We start from the raw sequence: 19,078 nt of genomic DNA, 5'->3' as shown, positions 1-19,078 counted from the left end.
ATGAGTAAGGCGTACCAGAACCACTCCACAGGAGGACCCCAGTGGCGAAGGCGAAGTTCGAGCGGACTAAGCCGCACGTCAACATCGGCACCATCGGTCACATCGACCACGGTAAGACGACCCTCACGGCCGCCATTACCAAGGTGCTGCACGACGCGTACCCGGACCTGAACGAGGCCTCGGCCTTCGACCAGATCGACAAGGCTCCTGAGGAGCGCCAGCGCGGTATCACCATCTCCATCGCGCACGTCGAGTACCAGACCGAGACGCGTCACTACGCCCACGTCGACTGCCCCGGTCACGCGGACTACATCAAGAACATGATCACGGGTGCGGCGCAGATGGACGGCGCCATCCTCGTGGTCGCCGCCACCGACGGCCCGATGCCGCAGACCAAGGAGCACGTGCTCCTGGCCCGCCAGGTCGGCGTTCCGTACATCGTCGTCGCCCTGAACAAGGCCGACATGGTGGACGACGAGGAGATCCTGGAGCTCGTCGAGCTCGAGGTCCGTGAGCTCCTCTCCGAGTACGAGTTCCCGGGCGACGACGTTCCCGTCGTCAAGGTCTCCGCTCTGAAGGCCCTTGAGGGCGACAAGGAGTGGGGCAACTCGGTTCTCGAGCTCATGAACGCCGTCGACACGGCGATCCCCGAGCCCGAGCGTGACGTCGACAAGCCGTTCCTGATGCCGATCGAGGACGTCTTCACGATCACCGGTCGCGGTACGGTCGTCACCGGCCGTATCGAGCGTGGTGTCCTCAAGGTCAACGAGACCGTCGACATCATCGGCATCAAGACCGAGAAGACCACCACCACGGTCACCGGCATCGAGATGTTCCGGAAGCTCCTCGACGAGGGCCAGGCCGGTGAGAACGTCGGTCTGCTCCTCCGTGGCATCAAGCGCGAGGACGTCGAGCGCGGCCAGGTCATCATCAAGCCGGGCTCGGTCACCCCGCACACCGAGTTCGAGGCGCAGGCCTACATCCTGTCCAAGGACGAGGGTGGCCGCCACACGCCGTTCTTCAACAACTACCGCCCGCAGTTCTACTTCCGTACGACGGACGTGACCGGCGTGGTGACCCTCCCCGAGGGCACCGAGATGGTCATGCCGGGTGACAACACCGAGATGAAGGTGGAGCTCATCCAGCCCGTCGCCATGGAGGAGGGCCTGAAGTTCGCCATCCGTGAGGGTGGCCGGACCGTGGGCGCCGGCCAGGTCACCAAGATCAACAAGTGAGTCTCCGGACTGGCTTGAGGGTCTACTGACCTGAGTGGCTCGAAGGGGCCCGTACGACTTCGGTCGTGCGGGTCCCTTTGCCGTGTCCGGGGCCGGGTGACTGAGCGGGCGGCTTCCCGGCGGTCACTGCATGTTCTGGACGTGCGGGTGGTCCGAGGACGCCCGGCAGACATAGAGCTGCAAGCTGTAACTCCGGCCGATCTCCAACTGTGTGTCGCATGCAGGTCCGAGGAAGTGGTGGCCGTCGTAGCCCGCGTCCTCGACCGGCCGCCAACTTCCGCTGCCGCCGTCCCACTCCGTGCCGTCGAGGGTGAGCAGGGGGCGAACCGGCCCGCCGCACTCGGGGCAGGACATCGGGAACGGATCGGAGAAGCTCCAGGGAGCGTGACCGCCGGCCTTGCTGCCCGGGGCGACCGCGAGGTCGTACTGGTAGCAGACGTCGGCCTCTTCCTCGTCGGCCTCCTCCTCGTTCTCTTCTTCCCACGCGCTGATCCGGTGGGCGAGTTCCCCGGGCAGCTCGTGCGGTGCCGGGTACTCGGTGACCGGCTCGGGATGCAGGACGCACGGCTCGGGCAGGTAGCCGTCGTTGCCGATGACGGACGGCTGCGGGATGTCGGTGAGAGAGGCCGCCACGTCGGCCGTGGCACGCCAGCGCAACTCCGTGTACGGCAGAGCGTCCGGGGCGTGGTCGAAGGGGCACCACAGCACCTGCAGCAGGTCGGCTCCCTCCGGGCAGGGCAGGCCCGGAACGTCCCGGGCGTACAGCTGGGCGACGGGCACCAGGGGGACGGGCCCGTCCTGCGATATGCGGGTCTCCTTCGTCGCCCGGTCGACGATCACCCGCTCCTCGTCGGTCAGCAGCTTCTCTCCCTGCGCGCGCGGGCGGGCCCAGGCCTCCGCGAGGATGCGCCGCCGGAGCCGGACGTCGACGGGGTCGAGCCCGCGGTGCCAGGGGCCGGTGTGCTCGGGGCAGCCGGGCCAGGGTTCATCGGCCGGCCATAGCAGGGGCCCGCCGAGGGAACTGTCATTCGCGGTCGGCGCACCGGCCCGGGGGTGCAGCCGTACGGCGGTGCGGGCGAGCGGGGCCAGCTCGGGGAAGAGACCGGTGACGTCGAGGGGGCGGGGTGGGGTGGTGCGGGGCATGGCCGCAGGGTACGTCCTGGAACTGGGACGCTGGGCGACGGTGTCGTCGAGGGCTTCTCCCGTGGGAGCGCTCTTTCCGGCGTCCCGGAGTGGGGGCGTTAGAACTCGGTGTGATCCACGGCTTCTCCCGCGGGGCCGCTCTCCTGCGGGGCGCCGGACTGGGGGCCGATGGAACGGCCGGCCCACTCCCGTACCTGCCAGCCCTCGGCAGGAGTGCCGGTGAGGATGACGACTCCGGTGTTCTGTAGCTGGTGCGTGGACGCGAAGTCGACGTCGATGTTCCCGGCTCGTGCCGCCACCCACATACGGATGACCGCACCATGGCTGACCAGGGCCACCGTCCCAGCCCCCGTACCCGAGGCCTCCTCGACCACGGAGTCGAAACGTCCGAGGGCCTCCACCCCGTTCTCCCCGCCCGGCATGCGAAGCTCCGTCTCGCCCGCGGACCAGGCGAAGGCGGTGTTCAGATACGTCTCGATGGCGAGGTCGTCGCCGCGCATCTCCAGGTCGCCGGCGGACAGCTCCCGGATGCCGTCCCGCACACGGACCTCCAGCCCTGTCCGGGCCGCCAGCGGCGCGGCGGTGAGCTGCGTGCGGAGCAGGGTGGAGGCGTAGAGGGCGCCGATCTCCTCGCCCGCGAGCGCCGCCGGAAGGGCCGCCGCCTGCTGCTGCCCCAGTGGGGTCAGCGCCGGTCCCGGCGCCGCGGTGTCCAGGAGGTGCTTGAGGTTGGAAGGGGTCTGGCCGTGGCGGATGAGGAGCAGGCGCATGCCCCCCACTCTGGCACCCTGGCTCGTCGTCCGAGTCAGTGGGCGGCGGCTGCGCCAAGTTCCCGCAGAACGCCGACCGCGCGGTCGAACGCCGAGTCCCGCTTCTTCGCGAACTCGTCCTCGGTGAAGACCGGTTCGGTCAGGTGGGGCGGGATGCCCGTGCCGTCGTAGGTCCGGCCGGAGCGGTTGAGGAACTCCTCGTTCGGCAGGATCACGGTCATGCCGTTGGGCAGGCGGCGTTCCATGACGTCGGAGAAGACGCCCTGGGTGGCCTGTCCGATGCGGACGGTGCCGCCCGGGCGGTCGATCAAGGCCTGCGTGAAGGTCTCACCGGCGCTGACGGTCGTACCCCCGGTCAGTACGGCGATCGGCCCGGTGTAGCGGGGCCCGTCCGCCGGGAGGACCGGATCGGCTCGGGGCGGGTGTGCCGGCCCGGGTCGGTGGGGTGGTTCCGGACCCGCTTGGAGTAGGCGACGTACGCCTTGTCCGTCAGACGCTCCGCGATGTGGATGCCGAGGGCGTCGGAGCCGCCGCCGTTGATGCGCAGGTCGATGATCAGGCCCTTGAGGCGATCGGTGCGGTGCTCGGTGAGGATGGTGTCCAGGGCCTTGTCGAGCTCGGCGCGGTGGGCGGCGTACGGGGCGTTGCCGGGGGCGTAGCCGGCGAAGCCGGAGATGCGGAGGTAGCCCTGGTCGGCGTGGCCGGGGAGGTCGGCGTAGGTGATGCGGCCGCCTGCGAAGTCCCGACGGTAGGGGGCACCCACGAGGTCCCGGCCGATGACGAACTTCTTGGCTCTTTCGTCCAGTTGAGGGCTGGGCATCTGGGTGCCGGGACGGACCTGGGCGAAGACGCGCTTCCCGTCCTGGACGGCGACGTGGGCGTCGTAGAGGGGCCGCACCATGTCGCTGAAGATCGAGAAGAGTTGCTCGCGGGTGGTGTCGTTGTGCACCCGGGGCCGGTAATGGTCCCGGGCCTCTCGCCAGTCGACGCCCTTCGCGGCGAAGAAGGGGTAGTTCTCGGCGAAGGTGTGCCAGAAGACGTCGAAGGAGGTGCGGGGGTCTTCCGGGGCGAGGCGGGTGCAGTCGGCGGGCAGTTCGTGGATCCGCCGCAGCGTGCGGTGCCCGACGGAGGGTTCGGGGCGCAGGGTCGCCCGGTCCCGGCGGGGGCCCGGGCGCACGGTCTGCACGGTGCCGTACGCGTCCGTGTACTCACCGACGCCGGTCCGCCGGGCGTTGTCACCCTTGAGGCAGCTGACGGACGTCGTCTGGTACTCCTGCAGGGTGTCGCCGCGAAGGGAGAGGACGGTGCCGTAACCGTCCATACGCCAGAGGCCCTCGGCGCCGGGTCTGTCGGCGGTGGCCGCGGCGGTGGGTGCTGCGGCTGCCGTCGCCGTGGCTGTGACGAGGGCCAGGGCGAGGGCGGTGGCTGTGATGGTGCGCATGGTGGGTTCCCCCGTGGTGTGGTCGTGTGCCATCACGGTGGCTGGGGGAGCGGGGGGTGGGCCATCCGGCGGGCTGGTGGACGCAAGTTGGGGGCAGCCCCCGTTCGGGTCGCCTCAATGCAGGCCGGGACACTGGAGCATGACGTCGGAACCGGCTCGCGACGCCCCGGGACGGGTTCCGTAGGCGGTTGACGCAGGAGTCCGGCGAAGAAACGGACGATGACCTGGCGTCGGGACGTCGCGTACGCGTGAATCAGGGCGACGGCCTGGTGGAGGTGCAGTTCGCGCCCTGGTATCGGCAGGTCGAGAACGAATGGCCGGACCCGGACACCGGCATCGACGACATGTCCGTACACCATCGCGAGGCACTCTGATGGATCTCACCGGCCACTCGACCGACTTCGTCGTGGACGCGTCGTTCCCCGAGGGCATGCGTCGTTTCGTCCGACTCGGCAGACAGCGTGTGGCCGGGGATGTTCCTGTACGGGGAACCCCTTCCGCCCGGCGCCCCGGCCGACTGGGGGTTGCCCGAACCGGAGGACGACGGCTTCTCGGGCATCGTCACGTTCAGCTCCGGCCAGGAGATGGAGGACTTCTGGGAAGAGCACGGCTACGCGCTCGATGCCGAGGGGCAAGGGCCGTACGCCGTCTTCTACCGGCATCACGCGCAGCCTCTGCACGCGACGACTGTTTCCGGGATCCACGCTTCCTCCCAGGAGGACGCGGCAGCCGTCGAAGGGACGGGGCTCCTGCTGTCCGAGTACTACGCCGTCAGCATCGTCACCCCGGAGGATCCAGGCACGGACCCGTTCTCCAGGAGTGTTGTCAACGACTTCCTGGCGTCCTTCGGAGGGCCCTCGACCGCCCGGGTTTGATCTACATCACCCCCGGGGTATTCTCTCCGGCTCGATTGGCGTCGGCCCTGCCCCATATGGCAGACTGTCGGAGTTGCTCGGTCGAGTGTTGATGCTGCGCGCCTCCCGCCGGGGGGACCGGAAGCGAGTCCCACAGTACTCGTCGCCCTAACTGCCACACGGCAGCGCTGGGGCGGACGTACGGGAATCTTTCGGGAAGTGCGGTGCGGCACTGGCCAGGCACCCGGTGGGCCTTCGTCCTCGGCTTGCGGTTCCGGAAGGGCCGTGCGCAATCCCGCAGGGATGTTCGAACAAGGGGCATCTGTGTCAGCGAGAGTGCGACACGCCCGACCGCGTGGGTCGGAGAAACGAAGGCAGCAGAAGGAATCCACCGGGTTCCAGAGCGTAAGAGAGACAGGACTACTGAGTAGCCATGGCGGGACAGAAGATCCGCATCCGGCTCAAGGCCTACGACCACGAGGTCATCGACTCCTCGGCGAAGAAGATCGTCGAGACGGTGACCCGCACTGGTGCGTCGGTCGCGGGCCCGGTGCCGCTGCCCACTGAGAAGAACGTGTACTGCGTCATCAAGTCGCCGCACAAGTACAAGGACTCGCGCGAGCACTTCGAGATGCGCACGCACAAGCGCCTGATCGACATCCTCGACCCGACCCCCAAGACCGTTGACTCTCTGATGCGACTCGACCTCCCGGCCGGTGTCGACATCGAGATCAAGCTCTGAGGCCGGTGATCTGAACGATGGCTAAGCAGATCAAGGGCATCCTGGGCGAGAAGCTCGGCATGACGCAGGTGTGGGACGCGAACAACCGTGTTGTTCCGGTCACCGTCGTCAAGGCCGGCCCCAACGTCGTCACCCAGGTCCGCACGAACGACGTCGACGGCTACGAGTCCGTCCAGATCGCGTTCGGCGAGATCGACCCGCGCAAGGTGAACAAGCCCCTCAAGGGCCACTTCGCCAAGGCCGACGTCACTCCCCGCCGCCACCTCGTCGAGATCCGTACCGCTGACGCCAGCGAGTACACCCTCGGCCAGGAGATCACCGCCGAGGTGTTCGAGGCCGGCATCAAGGTCGACGTGACCGGCAAGAGCAAGGGCAAGGGCTTCGCCGGTGTCATGAAGCGTCACAACTTCAAGGGCCTCGGCGCCGGACACGGCACCCAGCGCAAGCACCGCTCCCCCGGTTCCATCGGTGGCTGCGCCACCCCGGGCCGTGTGTTCAAGGGCCTCCGCATGGCGGGTCGCATGGGCAACGAGCGGGTCACCACCCAGAACCTGACCGTCCACGCCGTTGACGCGGAGAAGGGTCTGCTGCTCATCAAGGGCGCGGTTCCCGGTCCGAACGGCGGCCTCGTCCTGGTCCGCACCGCGGCCAAGGGGGCCTGAGGTAACCGATGAGCACTGTTGACATCCTTTCGCCGGCGGGCGACAAGGCCGGTTCCGTCGAGCTCCCCGCGGAGATCTTCGACGTCGAGAAGGTCAGCGTCCCGCTGATCCACCAGGTCGTCGTCGCGCAGCTGGCCGCGGCCCGTCAGGGCACGCACAAGACCAAGACCCGTGGCGAGGTCCGCGGCGGTGGCAAGAAGCCGTACCGCCAGAAGGGCACCGGTCGCGCCCGTCAGGGTTCGACCCGCGCGCCGCAGTTCGCCGGTGGTGGCGTCGTGCACGGTCCCGTGCCGCGTGACTACTCGCAGCGGACCCCGAAGAAGATGAAGGCTGCCGCCCTGCGTCACGCCCTCACCGACCGGGCCCGCCACAACCGCATCCACGTCGTCTCCGGCGTCGTCGAGGGTGAGAACCCGTCGACGAAGGCCGCCAAGACGCTGTTCGGCAAGATCTCGGAGCGCAAGAACCTGCTCCTGGTCGTCGACCGCGCCGACGAGGCCGCGTGGCTGTCCGCCCGCAACCTGCCCCAGGTCCACATCCTGGAGCCGGGCCAGCTGAACACGTACGACGTTCTCGTCTCGGACGACGTGGTCTTCACCAAGGCCGCCTTCGAGTCCTTCGTGTCCGGCCCGAAGGCCAATGACACCGAAGGGAGCGAGGTCTGATGGCCATCCGTCACCCCGCAATCGCCTCCAAGGCCGCGAAGAAGGCCAAGGCCGCTCGCGTCGCCAAGGCGCGCCGCCACGCCGCCGAGGGCAAGAACACCGTCGAGACCCCGCTGAGCAAGTCCTTCACGGACCCCCGTGACGTGCTGCTCAAGCCGGTCGTCTCCGAGAAGAGCTACGCGCTTCTCGACGAGGGCAAGTACACGTTCATCGTGGACCCGAGCGCCAACAAGACCCAGATCAAGCAGGCCGTCCAGGCGGTCTTCTCGGTCAAGGTCACCGGGGTCAACACGATCAACCGCCAGGGCAAGCGCAAGCGGACCCGCACCGGCTTCGGCCAGCGCGCGTCCACCAAGCGCGCGATCGTGACCCTCGCTGAGGGCGACCGTATCGACATCTTCGGCGGTCCGACCGCCTAAGGGCGGTCCGGATCGTCCGATATCGGACGAGGACTGAGAAATGGGAATCCGCAAGTACAAGCCGACTACGCCGGGCCGTCGTGGCTCCAGCGTTGCCGACTTCGTCGAGGTCACGCGGTCCACGCCGGAGAAGTCGTTGGTCCGCCCCCTGCACAGCAAGGGTGGCCGTAACAACTCCGGTCGTGTGACCGTCCGCCACCAGGGTGGTGGCCACAAGCGCGCCTACCGCGTGATCGACTTCCGTCGTCACGACAAGGACGGCGTGCCGGCGAAGGTCGCGCACATCGAGTACGACCCCAACCGCACCGCGCGCATCGCGCTCCTGCACTACGCGGACGGCGAGAAGCGCTACATCCTCGCGCCGCGTGGCCTGAACCAGGGCGACCGCGTCGAGAACGGTCCCGGGGCCGACATCAAGCCGGGCAACAACCTTGCCCTGCGCAACATCCCGGTCGGTACCACGCTGCACGCCATCGAGCTGCGGCCGGGCGGCGGCGCCAAGTTCGCCCGCTCCGCCGGCGCCTCGGTGCAGCTGCTCGCGAAGGAGGGCCAGATGGCCCACCTGCGCATGCCGTCCGGTGAGATCCGCCTGGTCGACGTCCGCTGCCGCGCCACCGTCGGCGAGGTCGGCAACGCCGAGCAGAGCAACATCAACTGGGGTAAGGCGGGCCGTAAGCGCTGGCTGGGCGTCCGCCCGACCGTGCGTGGTGTGGTCATGAACCCGGTGGACCACCCGCACGGTGGTGGTGAGGGCCGTACCTCCGGTGGTCGCCACCCGGTGTCCCCGTGGGGCAAGAAGGAAGGCCGTACTCGTTCGCCCAAGAAGGCGTCGAACAAGTACATCGTCCGCCGCCGCAAGACGAACAAGAAGCGCTAAGGACGGGTTGAGATGCCTCGTAGCTTGAAGAAGGGGCCCTTCGTCGACGACCACCTGATGAAGAAGGTGGACGCCCAGAACGAAGCCGGCACCAAGAACGTCATCAAGACCTGGTCCCGTCGCTCGATGATCGTGCCGGCCATGCTCGGCCACACGCTCGCGGTGCACAACGGCAAGACCCACATTCCGGTGTTCGTCACCGAGTCGATGGTCGGCCACAAGCTCGGCGAGTTCTCGCCGACCCGCACCTTCCGGGGTCACGTCAAGGACGACCGGAAGTCGAAGCGCCGCTAAGCGCGGGGTGGAATGACCATGACAGACACTGGAAGGACAACCATGGAAGCCAGGGCCCAGGCGCGGTACATCCGCGTCACGCCCATGAAGGCCCGCCGCGTGGTGGACCTCATCCGTGGCCTCGACGCCACGGAGGCTCAGGCGGTCCTGCGTTTCGCCCCGCAGGCCGCGAGCCAGCCGGTCGGCAAGGTGCTGGACAGCGCCATCGCCAACGCCGCGCACAACTACGACCACACCGATGTCGACAGCCTCTTCGTCTCCGAGGCCTACGTCGACGAGGGCCCGACCCTGAAGCGGTTCCGTCCGCGCGCCCAGGGCCGTGCCTACCGGATCCGCAAGCGGACCAGCCACATCACCGTGGTCGTCAGCAGCAAGGAAGGAACCCGGTAATGGGCCAGAAGGTAAACCCGCACGGGTTCCGGCTCGGTGTCACGACCGACTTCAAGTCGCGTTGGTACGCCGACAAGCTGTACAAGGACTACGTCAAGGAAGACGTCGCCATCCGTCGGATGATGACGTCCGGCATGGAGCGCGCCGGCATCTCCAAGGTCGAGATCGAGCGCACCCGTGACCGCGTGCGTGTGGACATCCACACCGCTCGTCCGGGCATCGTCATCGGCCGCCGTGGCGCCGAGGCCGACCGCATCCGCGGTGACCTCGAGAAGCTCACGGGCAAGCAGGTCCAGCTGAACATCCTCGAGGTCAAGAACCCCGAGACCGACGCTCAGCTGGTTGCCCAGGCCGTTGCCGAGCAGCTCTCCTCCCGCGTCTCCTTCCGCCGCGCCATGCGTAAGAGCATGCAGTCGGCGATGAAGGCCGGCGCCAAGGGCATCAAGATCCAGTGCGGTGGCCGCCTCGGCGGCGCCGAGATGTCCCGCTCGGAGTTCTACCGCGAGGGCCGCGTGCCCCTGCACACGCTCCGCGCGAACGTGGACTACGGCTTCTTCGAGGCCAAGACGACCTTCGGCCGCATCGGCGTGAAGGTCTGGATCTACAAGGGCGACGTCAAGAACATCGCCGAGGTCCGCGCCGAGAACGCCGCTGCCCGTGCGGGTAACCGCCCGGCCCGCGGTGGTGCCGACCGCCCGGCCCGTGGTGGCCGCGGTGGCGAGCGGCGCGGTCGCAAGCCGCAGCAGGCTGCCGGCGCCGAGGCCCCCAAGGCCGAGGCTCCCGCGTCCGCCGCTCCGGCTGAGAGCACCGGAACGGAGGCCTGACCGTCATGCTGATCCCCCGTAGGGTCAAGCACCGCAAGCAGCACCACCCCAAGCGCAACGGCATGTCCAAGGGTGGCACGCAGGTCGCGTTCGGCGAGTACGGCATCCAGGCGCTGACCCCGGCGTACGTGACGAACCGCCAGATCGAGGCCGCCCGTATTGCCATGACCCGCCACATCAAGCGTGGCGGCAAGGTCTGGATCAACATCTACCCGGACCGCCCCCTCACCAAGAAGCCCGCCGAGACCCGCATGGGTTCCGGTAAGGGTTCTCCTGAGTGGTGGATCGCCAACGTCAAGCCCGGACGCGTGATGTTCGAGCTGTCGTACCCCAACGAGAAGATCGCGCGCGAGGCCCTGACCCGTGCGGCTCACAAGCTGCCGATGAAGTGCAAGATCGTCAAGCGCGAGGCAGGTGAAGCGTGATGTCGGCCGGTACCAAGGCGTCCGAGCTGCGCGAGCTGGGCAACGAGGAGCTTCTCAACAAGCTCCGCGAGGCCAAGGAAGAGCTGTTCAACCTCCGCTTCCAGGCGGCGACGGGCCAGCTCGAGAACCACGGCCGGCTCAAGGCCGTCCGTAAGGACATCGCGCGGATCTACACCCTGATGCGTGAGCGCGAGCTGGGCATCGAGACGGTGGAGAGCGCCTGATGAGCGAGAGCAACGTGACTGAAGAGACCAAGACGGACCGCGGTTTCCGCAAGACCCGCGAGGGTCTGGTCGTCAGCGACAAGATGGACAAGACCGTCGTCGTCGCCGTCGAGGACCGCGTCAAGCACGCGCTGTACGGCAAGGTCATCCGCCGTACGAGCAAGCTCAAGGCCCACGACGAGCAGAACGCCGCGGGTGTCGGCGACCGCGTCCTCCTCATGGAGACCCGGCCGCTGTCCGCGACGAAGCGCTGGCGCGTCGTCGAGATCCTCGAGAAGGCCAAGTAATCCCTCCTAGGGGGACCCCCTAGGCATCGTTCCGCCAGGCTCGGGGCGGGATCGCGCCTGCAAGCGCGAGCCCGCCCCGGGAACCGGCAGACAATCAGGAGATAGACGTGATCCAGCAGGAGTCGCGACTGCGTGTCGCCGACAACACTGGTGCGAAGGAGATCCTTTGCATCCGTGTGCTCGGCGGCTCCGGTCGCCGCTACGCGGGTATCGGTGACGTCATCGTCGCCACCGTCAAGGACGCGATCCCCGGTGGCAACGTGAAGAAGGGTGACGTCGTCAAGGCGGTCATCGTTCGCACCGTCAAGGAGCGCCGCCGTCCGGACGGCTCGTACATCCGCTTCGACGAGAACGCCGCTGTCATTCTCAAGAACGACGGCGACCCTCGTGGCACCCGTATCTTCGGCCCGGTGGGCCGTGAGCTGCGCGAGAAGAAGTTCATGAAGATCATCTCCCTCGCGCCGGAGGTGCTGTGAGCATGAAGATCAAGAAGGGCGACCTGGTCCAGGTCATCACCGGTAAGGACAAGGGCAAGCAGGGCAAGGTCATCGCGGCCTTCCCCCGTGAGGACCGCGTCCTGGTCGAGGGTGTCAACCGGGTCAAGAAGCACACCAAGGCCGGTCCGACGGCTCGCGGTTCGCAGGCCGGCGGCATCGTCACCACCGAGGCGCCGATCCACGTCTCCAACGTCCAGCTGGTCGTGGAGAAGGACGGCAACAAGGTCGTGACCCGCGTCGGTTACCGCTTCGACGACGAAGGCAACAAGATCCGCGTTGCCAAGCGGACGGGTGAGGACATCTGATGGCTACCACCACCACTCCGCGTCTGAAGCAGAAGTACCGTGAGGAGATCACGGGCAAGCTGCGTGACGAGTTCAAGTACGAGAACGTCATGCAGATCCCCGGTCTCGTCAAGATCGTGGTCAACATGGGTGTGGGCGACGCCGCCCGCGACTCCAAGCTGATCGAGGGCGCCATTCGCGACCTCACCACGATCACCGGTCAGAAGCCGGCCGTCACCAAGGCTCGCAAGTCCATCGCGCAGTTCAAGCTGCGTGAGGGCCAGCCGATCGGTGCCCACGTCACGCTTCGTGGCGACCGCATGTGGGAGTTCCTGGACCGCACCCTGTCGCTCGCGCTGCCGCGCATCCGCGACTTCCGCGGCCTGTCCCCCAAGCAGTTCGACGGCCGTGGCAACTACACCTTCGGTCTCACGGAGCAGGTCATGTTCCACGAGATCGACCAGGACAAGATCGACCGCACCCGGGGTATGGACATCACCGTGGTGACCACGGCGACCAACGACGCTGAGGGCCGCGCGCTCCTTCGTCACCTCGGCTTCCCCTTCAAGGAGGCGTGAGCGAGATGGCGAAGAAGGCTCTGATCGCTAAGGCTGCTCGCAAGCCCAAGTTCGGTGTGCGTGGCTACACCCGCTGCCAGCGCTGCGGCCGCCCGCACTCCGTGTACCGCAAGTTCGGCCTCTGCCGCGTGTGCCTTCGTGAGATGGCTCACCGTGGCGAGCTGCCGGGCGTGACCAAGAGCTCCTGGTAATCCCCTAAATCAGGGATTCGCAGGGCTCTCGGTAAGCACGTAAGGGTGGCAGGACGCCCGGCCCACATGCCTTAGGCTTGTGGGGTTGGGCGTCTGCCGCCGCCCTTACGCCCGCGGACAGCAGTCCGCTCATTGCATGCTTACTACGCCGTAGGTCCACCGCGCCGCACCCGTCCCGTCTCGGATCGGGGAGAGGGATGGCGCACCAGGAAACCCCGGCGAGAGAGGCCGAAGGCCAATTCATGACCATGACTGATCCGATCGCAGACATGCTGACGCGTCTGCGGAACGCGAACTCGGCATACCACGACTCCGTGACGATGCCGGCGTCCAAGATCAAGTCGCACATCGCGGAGATCCTCCAGCAGGAGGGCTTCATCACGGGCTGGAAGGTCGAGGACGCCGAGGTCGGCAAGAACCTCGTCCTGGAGCTGAAGTTCGGCCCCAACCGTGAGCGCTCCATCGCGGGCATCAAGCGGATCTCGAAGCCCGGTCTCCGGGTGTACGCGAAGTCCACCAACCTGCCGAAGGTCCTGGGCGGCCTGGGCGTGGCGATCATCTCCACGTCCCACGGGCTCCTGACCGACAAGCAGGCGCAGAAGAAGGGCGTGGGTGGGGAAGTCCTCGCCTACGTCTGGTAATTCGGGAACGGAGGAGAGACAGCAATGTCGCGTATCGGCAAGCTCCCCATCCCGGTTCCCGCCGGCGTGGACGTCACCATCGACGGCCGTACGGTCGCGGTCAAGGGCCCCAAGGGCGAACTGACCCACACCGTCATCGCGCCGATCGACATCGCGAAGGCCGAGGACGGCACCCTTCAGGTGCTCCGGCCCAACGACGAGCGGCAGAGCAAGGCCCTGCACGGCCTGTCCCGCACGCTGGTGGCGAACATGATCACCGGTGTGACCCAGGGATACGTCAAGAAGCTCGAAATCAGCGGTGTCGGTTACCGTGTCGTGGCCAAGGGCTCCAACCTGGAGTTCTCCCTGGGCTACAGCCACCCGATCCTGGTCGAGGCCCCCGAGGGCATCACCTTCAAGGTGGAGTCCCCGACCCGTTTCTCGGTCGAGGGCATCGACAAGCAGAAGGTCGGCGAGGTTGCGGCCAACATCCGCAAGCTGCGCAAGCCCGACCCGTACAAGGCCAAGGGCGTCAAGTACGAGGGCGAAGTCATCCGCCGCAAGGTCGGAAAGGCGGGTAAGTAAGCCATGGCATACGGGCAGAAGATCCTTAAGGGCGACGCCTACAAGCGCGCCGCGATCAAGCGCCGCCACATCCGTATCCGTAAGCACATCAACGGTACGGCGGAGCGTCCGCGTCTGGTCGTTACCCGCTCGAACCGCCACATCGTGGCCCAGGTGATCGACGACATCAAGGGTCACACCCTTGCGTCGGCGTCCACCCTGGACAGCTCGATCCGCGGTGGCGAGGGCGACAAGTCCGCGCAGGCCAAGCAGGTCGGCGCCCTGGTCGCCGAGCGCGCCAAGGCCGCCGGTGTCGAGGCCGTCGTGTTCGACCGTGGTGGTAACCAGTACGCGGGGCGCATCGCCGCCCTGGCGGACGCCGCCCGCGAGGCCGGACTCAAGTTCTGAGTCGGTTCCGTAGCTAGCGGAAACAGAGAGAGGTAATTCCAATGGCTGGACCCCAGCGCCGCGGTGGCGGTGCCGGTGGCGGCGAGCGGCGGGACCGGAAGGGCCGTGACGGCGGCGCTGCTGCCGCCGAGAAGACCGCGTACGTTGAGCGCGTCGTCGCGATCAACCGCGTCGCCAAGGTTGTGAAGGGTGGTCGTCGCTTCAGCTTCACCGCGCTGGTCGTGGTGGGCGACGGTGACGGCACCGTGGGTGTCGGATACGGCAAGGCCAAGGAGGTGCCGGCCGCCATCGCCAAGGGCGTTGAGGAGGCCAAGAAGCACTTCTTCAAGGTCCCCCGCATCCAGGGCACCATCCCGCACCCCATCCAGGGTGAGAAGGCTGCCGGCGTCGTGCTCCTGAAGCCCGCGTCGCCCGGTACCGGTGTGATCGCCGGTGGTCCGGTGCGTGCCGTGCTCGAGTGCGCCGGTATCCACGACGTGCTGTCGAAGTCGCTCGGCTCCGACAACGCGATCAACATCGTGCACGCGACCGTGGAGGCCCTGAAGGGCCTGCAGCGTCCCGAGGAGATCGCGGCCCGCCGTGGTCTGCCCCTCGAGGACGTCGCCCCCGCGGCTCTCCTGCGTGCGCGTGCCGGGGCGGGTGCGTAATCATGGCGCAGCTCAAGATTACGCAGGTCAAGTCCTACATCGGCAGCAAGCAGAACCACCGTGACACCCTGCGTTCCCTTGGTCTCAAGGGCATCAACACGCAGGTCGTCAAGGAGGACCGCCCCGAGTTCCGCGGCATGGTGCACACCGTCCGCCACCTCGTGACGGTCGAGGAGGTCGACTGATCATGGCGGAGCAGAACCCGCTCAAGATCCACAACCTCCGTCCCGCCCCCGGCGCCAAGACCGCCAAGACCCGTGTCGGTCGTGGTGAGGCGTCGAAGGGTAAGACGGCCGGTCGTGGTACCAAGGGCACGAAGGCCCGTTACCAGGTTCCGGAGCGCTTCGAGGGTGGCCAGATGCCCCTCCACATGCGTCTCCCGAAGCTGAAGGGCTTCAAGAACCCGTTCAAGACCGAGTTCCAGGTCGTGAACCTCGACAAGCTGGCCGCGCTCTACCCCGAGGGTGGCGAGGTCACCGTCGAGGGTCTGGTGGCCAAGGGGGCCGTTCGCAAGAACAGCCTCGTCAAGGTCCTCGGCCAGGGCGAGATCTCCGTGGCGCTGCAGGTGACGGTCGACGCCGTCTCCGGCTCCGCCAAGGAGAAGATCACCGCCGCCGGCGGTACTGTCACCGAGCTCGTCTGAACACCACAGGCGTCTCGATGACCTGAGCGATCCCGACCGGGGATGCCCCACAAATGGGGTATCCCCGGTTGGTCGTTCCTAGGGCGGCAGTCTCGCCGGTAAGGTGGCCTGCACTGCCCACTTTTCACAGGGTGCTTCACTTCGGGCACTCTCGGCGGCAGTTGACCGTTACCCATGTCGTTGTTCTATTGGACTCTCAAGACGTCACCCTTGACGCAGTTGCGCGGGGGTCGCAGGAGGCACCGTGCTCACCGCGTTCGCCCGGGCGTTCAAGACGCCCGACCTGCGCAAGAAGCTGCTCTTCACGCTCGGCATCATCGTGGTCTACCGGGTCGGCACGCACATTCCGATCCCAGGCGTCGACTACCGGAACGTTCAGACCTGTATCGACAACGCCCAGGCCAACCAGGGTCTCTTCGGCCTGGTCAACATGTTCTCCGGCGGCGCGCTGCTGCAGATCACGATCTTCGCGCTGGGCATCATGCCGTACATCACGGCGAGCATCATCCTGCAGCTGCTGACCGTGGTGATCCCGCGCCTGGAAGCCCTGAAGAAGGAGGGCCAGGCCGGTACGGCGAAGATCACGCAGTACACCCGCTACCTGACGATCGCCCTCGCCATTCTCCAGGGCACCGGCCTCGTCGCCACCGCCCGCAGCGGCGCCCTCTTCTCGGGCTGCCCGGTGGCCAGCCAGATCGTCCCCGACCAGTCGATCTTCGTCACCATCACCATGGTCATCACGATGACCGCCGGCACGGCGGCCGTGATGTGGCTCGGTGAGCTCATCACCGACCGCGGTATCGGCAACGGCATGTCGATCCTGATGTTCATCTCGATCGCCGCCACCTTCCCGTCCGCGCTGTGGGCCATCAAGAAGCAGGGCTCCCTGGCCGGCGGCTGGATCGAGTTCGGCACCGTGATCCTGGTGGGCCTCGTCATGGTCGGCCTGGTGGTCTTCGTCGAGCAGGCCCAGCGCCGCATCCCGGTGCAGTACGCCAAGCGCATGATCGGCCGCCGTTCCTACGGCGGTACGTCCACCTACATCCCGCTCAAGGTGAACCAGGCGGGTGTGATCCCTGTCATCTTCGCCTCGTCGCTGCTGTACATCCCGGCGCTGATCGCCCAGTTCGCCGGTGGCAAGTCCGAGTGGAAGACCTGGATCGAGCAACACTTCGTCAAGGGCGACCACCCGTACTACATCATTTCGTACTTCCTGCTGATCGTTTTCTTCGCGTTCTTCTATGTGGCGATCTCCTTCAACCCCGAGGAAGTCGCCGACAACATGAAGAAGTATGGTGGCTTCATCCCGGGCATCCGGGCTGGCCGACCGACCGCTGAGTACCTGAGCTACGTACTCAACCGGATCACCTGGCCGGGTTCGCTGTATCTGGGACTGATCGCTCTCGTACCGACGATGGCGTTGGTTGGGTTCGGGGCAAACCAGAACTTCCCGTTCGGCGGGACCAGCATCCTGATCATCGTGGGTGTCGGTCTCGAGACCGTGAAGCAGATCGAGAGCCAGCTCCAGCAGCGCAATTACGAAGGGTTCCTCCGCTGATGCGTATCGTCCTCGTCGGGCCGCCGGGTGCCGGTAAGGGAACGCAGGCCGCGTTCCTGGCCAAGAACCTGTCGATCCCGCACATCTCCACGGGCGACCTGTTCCGGGCCAACATCAGCCGGCAGACGGAACTCGGCAAACTGGCGAAGTCCTACATGGACGCGGGCAACCTCGTGCCCGACGAGGTCACCATCGCGATGGCGAAGGACCGCATGGAGCAGCCGGACGCCGAGAACGGTTTCCTGCTGGACGGCTTCCCGCGCAACGTCTCCCAGGCCGAGGCGCTCGACGAGCTCCTCGAGACCGAGAACATGCAGCTGGACGCGGTGCTGGACCTGGAGGTCCCGGAGGACGAGGTCGTCAAGCGGATCGCCGGCCGGCGCATCTGCCGCAACGACTCCTCGCACGTCTTCCACGTGACGTACAAGCAGCCGGCCAAGGAAGGCGTCTGCGACGTCTGCGGCGGCGAGCTGTACCAGCGGGACGACGACTCCGAGGAGACGGTCCGCACGCGGCTGGAGGTCTACCACACCCAGACCGAGCCGATCATCGACTACTACAAGGCCCAGGGCCTGGTCGTCACGATCTCGGCGCTCGGCAAGGTGGAGGACGTCACGACCCGCGCCATGGAGGCGCTGAAGCGTGGCGAGGGCGACAAGTAGTCGTCCGTACGCAGCTACGGCCGCGGTTCCCCTCGGGGAGCCGCGGCCGCTGTGTGGGTGGGGCCGGCCGCTCGGCCCCGTATCGTTGAAGGCGTTCGCCGTCGTCGAAGGTCCAGAAAGGCCGTAGCTCCCATGGTGCAGATCAAGAGCCCCGAGCAGATCGCCAAGATGCGTGAGGCGGGGCTGGTCGTCGCGGCCATCCACGCGGCGACCCGCGAGGCAGCCGTGCCCGGGGCCACGACGAGGGATCTGGACCAAGTGGCGCGCAAGGTGCTCGCCGAGCACAACGCCAAGCCGAACTTCCTGGGCTACGGCGGCTTCCCCGCGACGATCTGCACGTCCGTGAACGAGGTCGTCGTCCACGGCATCCCCTCCGACGACGTCGTCCTCAAGGACGGCGACGTCATCTCCATCGACTGCGGCGCGATCATCGACGGCTGGCACGGCGACGCGGCCTTCACGGCGTTCGTGGGCTCCGGTCACGCCCCGGAGCTCGTCGAGCTCTCCCGGGTGACGGAGGAGTCGATGTGGGCCGGCATCGCCGCGATGAAGCAGGGCAACCGGCTCGTCGACGTCTCCCGGGCCATCGAGACGTACATCCGCCGCCAGCCGAAGCCCGGCGGCGGCAAGTACGGGATCATCGAGGACTACGGCGGCCACGGCATCGGCACCGAGATGCACATGGACCCGCACCTGCTGAACTACGTCGACCGGCGCCGGGGCAAGGGGCCGAAGCTGGTGCCCGGTTTCTGCCTGGCGATCGAGCCGATGGTGTCCCTCGGCACGCCGAAGACCGAGGTCCTCGAGGACGACTGGACGGTCATCACGACGGACGGTACGTGGTCCTCGCACTGGGAGCACTCGGTGGCTCTGACCGAGGAGGGGCCGCTCGTGCTGACGTCTCCCGACGGGGGGAAGGCGAAGCTCGCCGAGCTGGGCATCGTCGCTGCGCCGGATCCGCTGGCCTGAGCGCCTTCCGGGGCGGGTCGTCCTGCCCGACGGCGGCTGCGGGGGCGTGGGCGCCCGTCGCGCAGTTCCCCGCGCCCCTGGAGGGGCGCTTAAAGATCTGCACGCTGGGGCAGACTTCCTCGATTCGTGTTTCTGAGGGGCCTGACGTAGACTGACTCGTCGGCTCTTGTGTACCCGCATGCCTGCATGCGCCCGCACAGAGTCGATC

At 67.2% G+C, this 19,078-nt stretch carries 29 protein-coding genes and 1 pseudogene; 27 read left to right on the top strand and 3 right to left on the bottom strand.

All coding sequences use genetic code 11. The annotated features are described in order from the left end of the window. Positions 1–41: 41 nt before the first annotated feature. On the top strand, positions 42–1,235 hold the full coding sequence (gene tuf / locus ACFZDI_RS04890; RefSeq protein WP_033308978.1) for an elongation factor Tu: 1,194 nt from the start codon (positions 42–44) through the stop codon (positions 1,233–1,235). A gap of 123 nt (positions 1,236–1,358) precedes the next feature. Here tuf and ACFZDI_RS04885 read toward each other — a convergent pair whose 3' ends face one another. The 3 genes and pseudogenes from ACFZDI_RS04885 to ACFZDI_RS04875 form a co-directional block, all read right to left on the bottom strand. Further along, positions 1,359–2,378, bottom strand: coding sequence for a hypothetical protein (locus ACFZDI_RS04885; protein WP_391247735.1), 1,020 nt, complete (start codon positions 2,376–2,378; stop codon positions 1,359–1,361). Between the two features lie 98 nt (positions 2,379–2,476). Further along, complete coding sequence (locus ACFZDI_RS04880) at positions 2,477–3,145, bottom strand: histidine phosphatase family protein (protein WP_391247733.1); 669 nt, start codon at positions 3,143–3,145, stop codon at positions 2,477–2,479. Positions 3,146–3,180: 35 nt separating this feature from the next. Then, positions 3,181–4,586, bottom strand: a pseudogene (locus ACFZDI_RS04875) (S41 family peptidase). 188 nt (positions 4,587–4,774) lie between these two features. Here ACFZDI_RS04875 and ACFZDI_RS04870 point away from each other — a divergent pair. From ACFZDI_RS04870 to map, 26 genes are all read left to right on the top strand, one after another. Beyond that, positions 4,775–4,960, top strand: coding sequence for a hypothetical protein (locus ACFZDI_RS04870; protein WP_391247731.1), 186 nt, complete (start codon positions 4,775–4,777; stop codon positions 4,958–4,960). Positions 4,961–5,059: 99 nt separating this feature from the next. Next, complete coding sequence (locus ACFZDI_RS04865; RefSeq protein ID WP_391247729.1) at positions 5,060–5,461, top strand: hypothetical protein; 402 nt, start codon at positions 5,060–5,062, stop codon at positions 5,459–5,461. Between the two features lie 412 nt (positions 5,462–5,873). After that, positions 5,874–6,182, top strand: a complete 309-nt coding sequence (gene rpsJ / locus ACFZDI_RS04860; protein WP_003948644.1) for a 30S ribosomal protein S10 — start codon at positions 5,874–5,876, stop codon at positions 6,180–6,182. A gap of 17 nt (positions 6,183–6,199) precedes the next feature. Continuing rightward, positions 6,200–6,844, top strand: coding sequence for a 50S ribosomal protein L3 (gene rplC / locus ACFZDI_RS04855; RefSeq protein ID WP_033308969.1), 645 nt, complete (start codon positions 6,200–6,202; stop codon positions 6,842–6,844). A gap of 8 nt (positions 6,845–6,852) precedes the next feature. Further along, entirely contained in the window at positions 6,853–7,509 is a 657-nt protein-coding gene (gene rplD, locus ACFZDI_RS04850) for a 50S ribosomal protein L4 (RefSeq protein WP_391247727.1), read from the top strand. Beyond that, positions 7,509–7,928 (top strand): 50S ribosomal protein L23, encoded by a 420-nt coding sequence (rplW, locus tag ACFZDI_RS04845; protein ID WP_010036733.1) that lies wholly within the window; start codon positions 7,509–7,511, stop codon positions 7,926–7,928. Before rplD ends, rplW begins: the two co-directional genes overlap by 1 nt. Before the next feature lie 40 nt (positions 7,929–7,968). Further along, entirely contained in the window at positions 7,969–8,805 is an 837-nt protein-coding gene (gene rplB, locus ACFZDI_RS04840; protein WP_142193687.1) for a 50S ribosomal protein L2, read from the top strand. A 12-nt stretch (positions 8,806–8,817) separates the two neighbouring features. Further along, positions 8,818–9,099, top strand: a complete 282-nt coding sequence (gene rpsS / locus ACFZDI_RS04835; RefSeq protein WP_053759516.1) for a 30S ribosomal protein S19 — start codon at positions 8,818–8,820, stop codon at positions 9,097–9,099. 42 nt (positions 9,100–9,141) lie between these two features. Next, positions 9,142–9,489, top strand: coding sequence for a 50S ribosomal protein L22 (gene rplV / locus ACFZDI_RS04830; RefSeq protein WP_053674521.1), 348 nt, complete (start codon positions 9,142–9,144; stop codon positions 9,487–9,489). Beyond that, on the top strand, positions 9,489–10,313 hold the full coding sequence (gene rpsC / locus ACFZDI_RS04825; RefSeq protein ID WP_086560684.1) for a 30S ribosomal protein S3: 825 nt from the start codon (positions 9,489–9,491) through the stop codon (positions 10,311–10,313). The genes rplV and rpsC overlap by 1 nt, the downstream gene beginning before the upstream one ends. 5 nt (positions 10,314–10,318) lie before the next feature. Beyond that, complete coding sequence (rplP, locus tag ACFZDI_RS04820; protein WP_003992362.1) at positions 10,319–10,738, top strand: 50S ribosomal protein L16; 420 nt, start codon at positions 10,319–10,321, stop codon at positions 10,736–10,738. Continuing rightward, positions 10,738–10,962, top strand: a complete 225-nt coding sequence (gene rpmC / locus ACFZDI_RS04815) for a 50S ribosomal protein L29 (RefSeq protein ID WP_010036720.1) — start codon at positions 10,738–10,740, stop codon at positions 10,960–10,962. Before rplP ends, rpmC begins: the two co-directional genes overlap by 1 nt. After that, positions 10,962–11,249: a 30S ribosomal protein S17 gene (rpsQ, locus tag ACFZDI_RS04810; RefSeq protein WP_030839660.1), complete on the top strand. Its 288-nt coding sequence runs from the start codon at positions 10,962–10,964 to the stop codon at positions 11,247–11,249. The genes rpmC and rpsQ overlap by 1 nt, the downstream gene beginning before the upstream one ends. A gap of 107 nt (positions 11,250–11,356) precedes the next feature. After that, a complete protein-coding gene (gene rplN / locus ACFZDI_RS04805) occupies positions 11,357–11,725 on the top strand; it encodes a 50S ribosomal protein L14 (protein ID WP_003998823.1) in 369 nt (122 codons plus the stop codon). Positions 11,726–11,727: 2 nt separating this feature from the next. Continuing rightward, entirely contained in the window at positions 11,728–12,051 is a 324-nt protein-coding gene (gene rplX, locus ACFZDI_RS04800; RefSeq protein ID WP_003992365.1) for a 50S ribosomal protein L24, read from the top strand. Continuing rightward, the gene (gene rplE / locus ACFZDI_RS04795) at positions 12,051–12,608 is read left to right on the top strand and encodes a 50S ribosomal protein L5 (RefSeq protein ID WP_033308965.1); all 558 of its coding nucleotides are present in this window, start codon (positions 12,051–12,053) and stop codon (positions 12,606–12,608) included. Before rplX ends, rplE begins: the two co-directional genes overlap by 1 nt. A 5-nt stretch (positions 12,609–12,613) precedes the next feature. Next, positions 12,614–12,799, top strand: a complete 186-nt coding sequence (locus tag ACFZDI_RS04790) for a type Z 30S ribosomal protein S14 (RefSeq protein WP_003948630.1) — start codon at positions 12,614–12,616, stop codon at positions 12,797–12,799. Positions 12,800–13,041: 242 nt separating this feature from the next. Further along, entirely contained in the window at positions 13,042–13,440 is a 399-nt protein-coding gene (gene rpsH, locus ACFZDI_RS04785; protein ID WP_030839654.1) for a 30S ribosomal protein S8, read from the top strand. 24 nt (positions 13,441–13,464) lie between these two features. Next, on the top strand, positions 13,465–14,004 hold the full coding sequence (rplF, locus tag ACFZDI_RS04780) for a 50S ribosomal protein L6 (RefSeq protein ID WP_003992368.1): 540 nt from the start codon (positions 13,465–13,467) through the stop codon (positions 14,002–14,004). Positions 14,005–14,007: 3 nt separating this feature from the next. Continuing rightward, the gene (gene rplR, locus ACFZDI_RS04775; protein ID WP_003992369.1) at positions 14,008–14,391 is read left to right on the top strand and encodes a 50S ribosomal protein L18; all 384 of its coding nucleotides are present in this window, start codon (positions 14,008–14,010) and stop codon (positions 14,389–14,391) included. Positions 14,392–14,432: 41 nt separating this feature from the next. Further along, positions 14,433–15,038, top strand: a complete 606-nt coding sequence (gene rpsE / locus ACFZDI_RS04770; RefSeq protein WP_009190144.1) for a 30S ribosomal protein S5 — start codon at positions 14,433–14,435, stop codon at positions 15,036–15,038. Positions 15,039–15,040: 2 nt separating this feature from the next. Further along, the gene (gene rpmD, locus ACFZDI_RS04765; protein WP_003974250.1) at positions 15,041–15,223 is read left to right on the top strand and encodes a 50S ribosomal protein L30; all 183 of its coding nucleotides are present in this window, start codon (positions 15,041–15,043) and stop codon (positions 15,221–15,223) included. A gap of 2 nt (positions 15,224–15,225) precedes the next feature. Further along, positions 15,226–15,681 carry a 50S ribosomal protein L15 gene (gene rplO / locus ACFZDI_RS04760; RefSeq protein ID WP_023547373.1) on the top strand — a complete coding sequence of 152 codons (456 nt, stop codon included), beginning with the start codon at positions 15,226–15,228 and terminating at the stop codon, positions 15,679–15,681. Positions 15,682–15,925: 244 nt separating this feature from the next. Next, positions 15,926–17,239 (top strand): preprotein translocase subunit SecY, encoded by a 1,314-nt coding sequence (gene secY / locus ACFZDI_RS04755; protein WP_234848875.1) that lies wholly within the window; start codon positions 15,926–15,928, stop codon positions 17,237–17,239. Then, positions 17,239–17,901: an adenylate kinase gene (locus ACFZDI_RS04750; RefSeq protein WP_361109437.1), complete on the top strand. Its 663-nt coding sequence runs from the start codon at positions 17,239–17,241 to the stop codon at positions 17,899–17,901. Before secY ends, ACFZDI_RS04750 begins: the two co-directional genes overlap by 1 nt. Before the next feature lie 132 nt (positions 17,902–18,033). Further along, complete coding sequence (gene map / locus ACFZDI_RS04745) at positions 18,034–18,870, top strand: type I methionyl aminopeptidase (RefSeq protein WP_234848877.1); 837 nt, start codon at positions 18,034–18,036, stop codon at positions 18,868–18,870. Positions 18,871–19,078 lie beyond the last annotated feature (208 nt).

The organism is Streptomyces sp. NPDC007907 (assembly GCF_042959365.1).
Lineage (GTDB): Bacteria > Actinomycetota > Actinomycetes > Streptomycetales > Streptomycetaceae > Streptomyces > Streptomyces indiaensis.
This window is presented reverse-complemented; position numbering and strand designations above follow the sequence as displayed.

Excerpts from the sequence above, each read along its gene's own strand:
- ACFZDI_RS04885 (WP_391247735.1), bottom strand. The coding sequence starts at position 2,378 with ATGCCCCGCACCACCCCACCCCGCCCCCTCGACGTCACCGGTCTCTTC.
- ACFZDI_RS04880 (WP_391247733.1), bottom strand. The coding sequence starts at position 3,145 with ATGCGCCTGCTCCTCATCCGCCACGGCCAGACCCCTTCCAACCTCAAG.
- ACFZDI_RS04865 (WP_391247729.1), top strand. The coding sequence starts at position 5,060 with ATGTTCCTGTACGGGGAACCCCTTCCGCCCGGCGCCCCGGCCGACTGG.
- rpsJ (WP_003948644.1), top strand. The coding sequence starts at position 5,874 with ATGGCGGGACAGAAGATCCGCATCCGGCTCAAGGCCTACGACCACGAG.
- rplC (WP_033308969.1), top strand. The coding sequence starts at position 6,200 with ATGGCTAAGCAGATCAAGGGCATCCTGGGCGAGAAGCTCGGCATGACG.
- rplD (WP_391247727.1), top strand. The coding sequence starts at position 6,853 with ATGAGCACTGTTGACATCCTTTCGCCGGCGGGCGACAAGGCCGGTTCC.
- rplW (WP_010036733.1), top strand. The coding sequence starts at position 7,509 with ATGGCCATCCGTCACCCCGCAATCGCCTCCAAGGCCGCGAAGAAGGCC.
- rplB (WP_142193687.1), top strand. The coding sequence starts at position 7,969 with ATGGGAATCCGCAAGTACAAGCCGACTACGCCGGGCCGTCGTGGCTCC.
- rpsS (WP_053759516.1), top strand. The coding sequence starts at position 8,818 with ATGCCTCGTAGCTTGAAGAAGGGGCCCTTCGTCGACGACCACCTGATG.
- rplV (WP_053674521.1), top strand. The coding sequence starts at position 9,142 with ATGGAAGCCAGGGCCCAGGCGCGGTACATCCGCGTCACGCCCATGAAG.
- rpsC (WP_086560684.1), top strand. The coding sequence starts at position 9,489 with ATGGGCCAGAAGGTAAACCCGCACGGGTTCCGGCTCGGTGTCACGACC.
- rplP (WP_003992362.1), top strand. The coding sequence starts at position 10,319 with ATGCTGATCCCCCGTAGGGTCAAGCACCGCAAGCAGCACCACCCCAAG.
- rpmC (WP_010036720.1), top strand. The coding sequence starts at position 10,738 with ATGTCGGCCGGTACCAAGGCGTCCGAGCTGCGCGAGCTGGGCAACGAG.
- rpsQ (WP_030839660.1), top strand. The coding sequence starts at position 10,962 with ATGAGCGAGAGCAACGTGACTGAAGAGACCAAGACGGACCGCGGTTTC.
- rplX (WP_003992365.1), top strand. The coding sequence starts at position 11,728 with ATGAAGATCAAGAAGGGCGACCTGGTCCAGGTCATCACCGGTAAGGAC.
- rplE (WP_033308965.1), top strand. The coding sequence starts at position 12,051 with ATGGCTACCACCACCACTCCGCGTCTGAAGCAGAAGTACCGTGAGGAG.
- ACFZDI_RS04790 (WP_003948630.1), top strand. The coding sequence starts at position 12,614 with ATGGCGAAGAAGGCTCTGATCGCTAAGGCTGCTCGCAAGCCCAAGTTC.
- rpsH (WP_030839654.1), top strand. The coding sequence starts at position 13,042 with ATGACCATGACTGATCCGATCGCAGACATGCTGACGCGTCTGCGGAAC.
- rplF (WP_003992368.1), top strand. The coding sequence starts at position 13,465 with ATGTCGCGTATCGGCAAGCTCCCCATCCCGGTTCCCGCCGGCGTGGAC.
- rplR (WP_003992369.1), top strand. The coding sequence starts at position 14,008 with ATGGCATACGGGCAGAAGATCCTTAAGGGCGACGCCTACAAGCGCGCC.
- rpsE (WP_009190144.1), top strand. The coding sequence starts at position 14,433 with ATGGCTGGACCCCAGCGCCGCGGTGGCGGTGCCGGTGGCGGCGAGCGG.
- rpmD (WP_003974250.1), top strand. The coding sequence starts at position 15,041 with ATGGCGCAGCTCAAGATTACGCAGGTCAAGTCCTACATCGGCAGCAAG.
- rplO (WP_023547373.1), top strand. The coding sequence starts at position 15,226 with ATGGCGGAGCAGAACCCGCTCAAGATCCACAACCTCCGTCCCGCCCCC.
- ACFZDI_RS04750 (WP_361109437.1), top strand. The coding sequence starts at position 17,239 with ATGCGTATCGTCCTCGTCGGGCCGCCGGGTGCCGGTAAGGGAACGCAG.
- map (WP_234848877.1), top strand. The coding sequence starts at position 18,034 with ATGGTGCAGATCAAGAGCCCCGAGCAGATCGCCAAGATGCGTGAGGCG.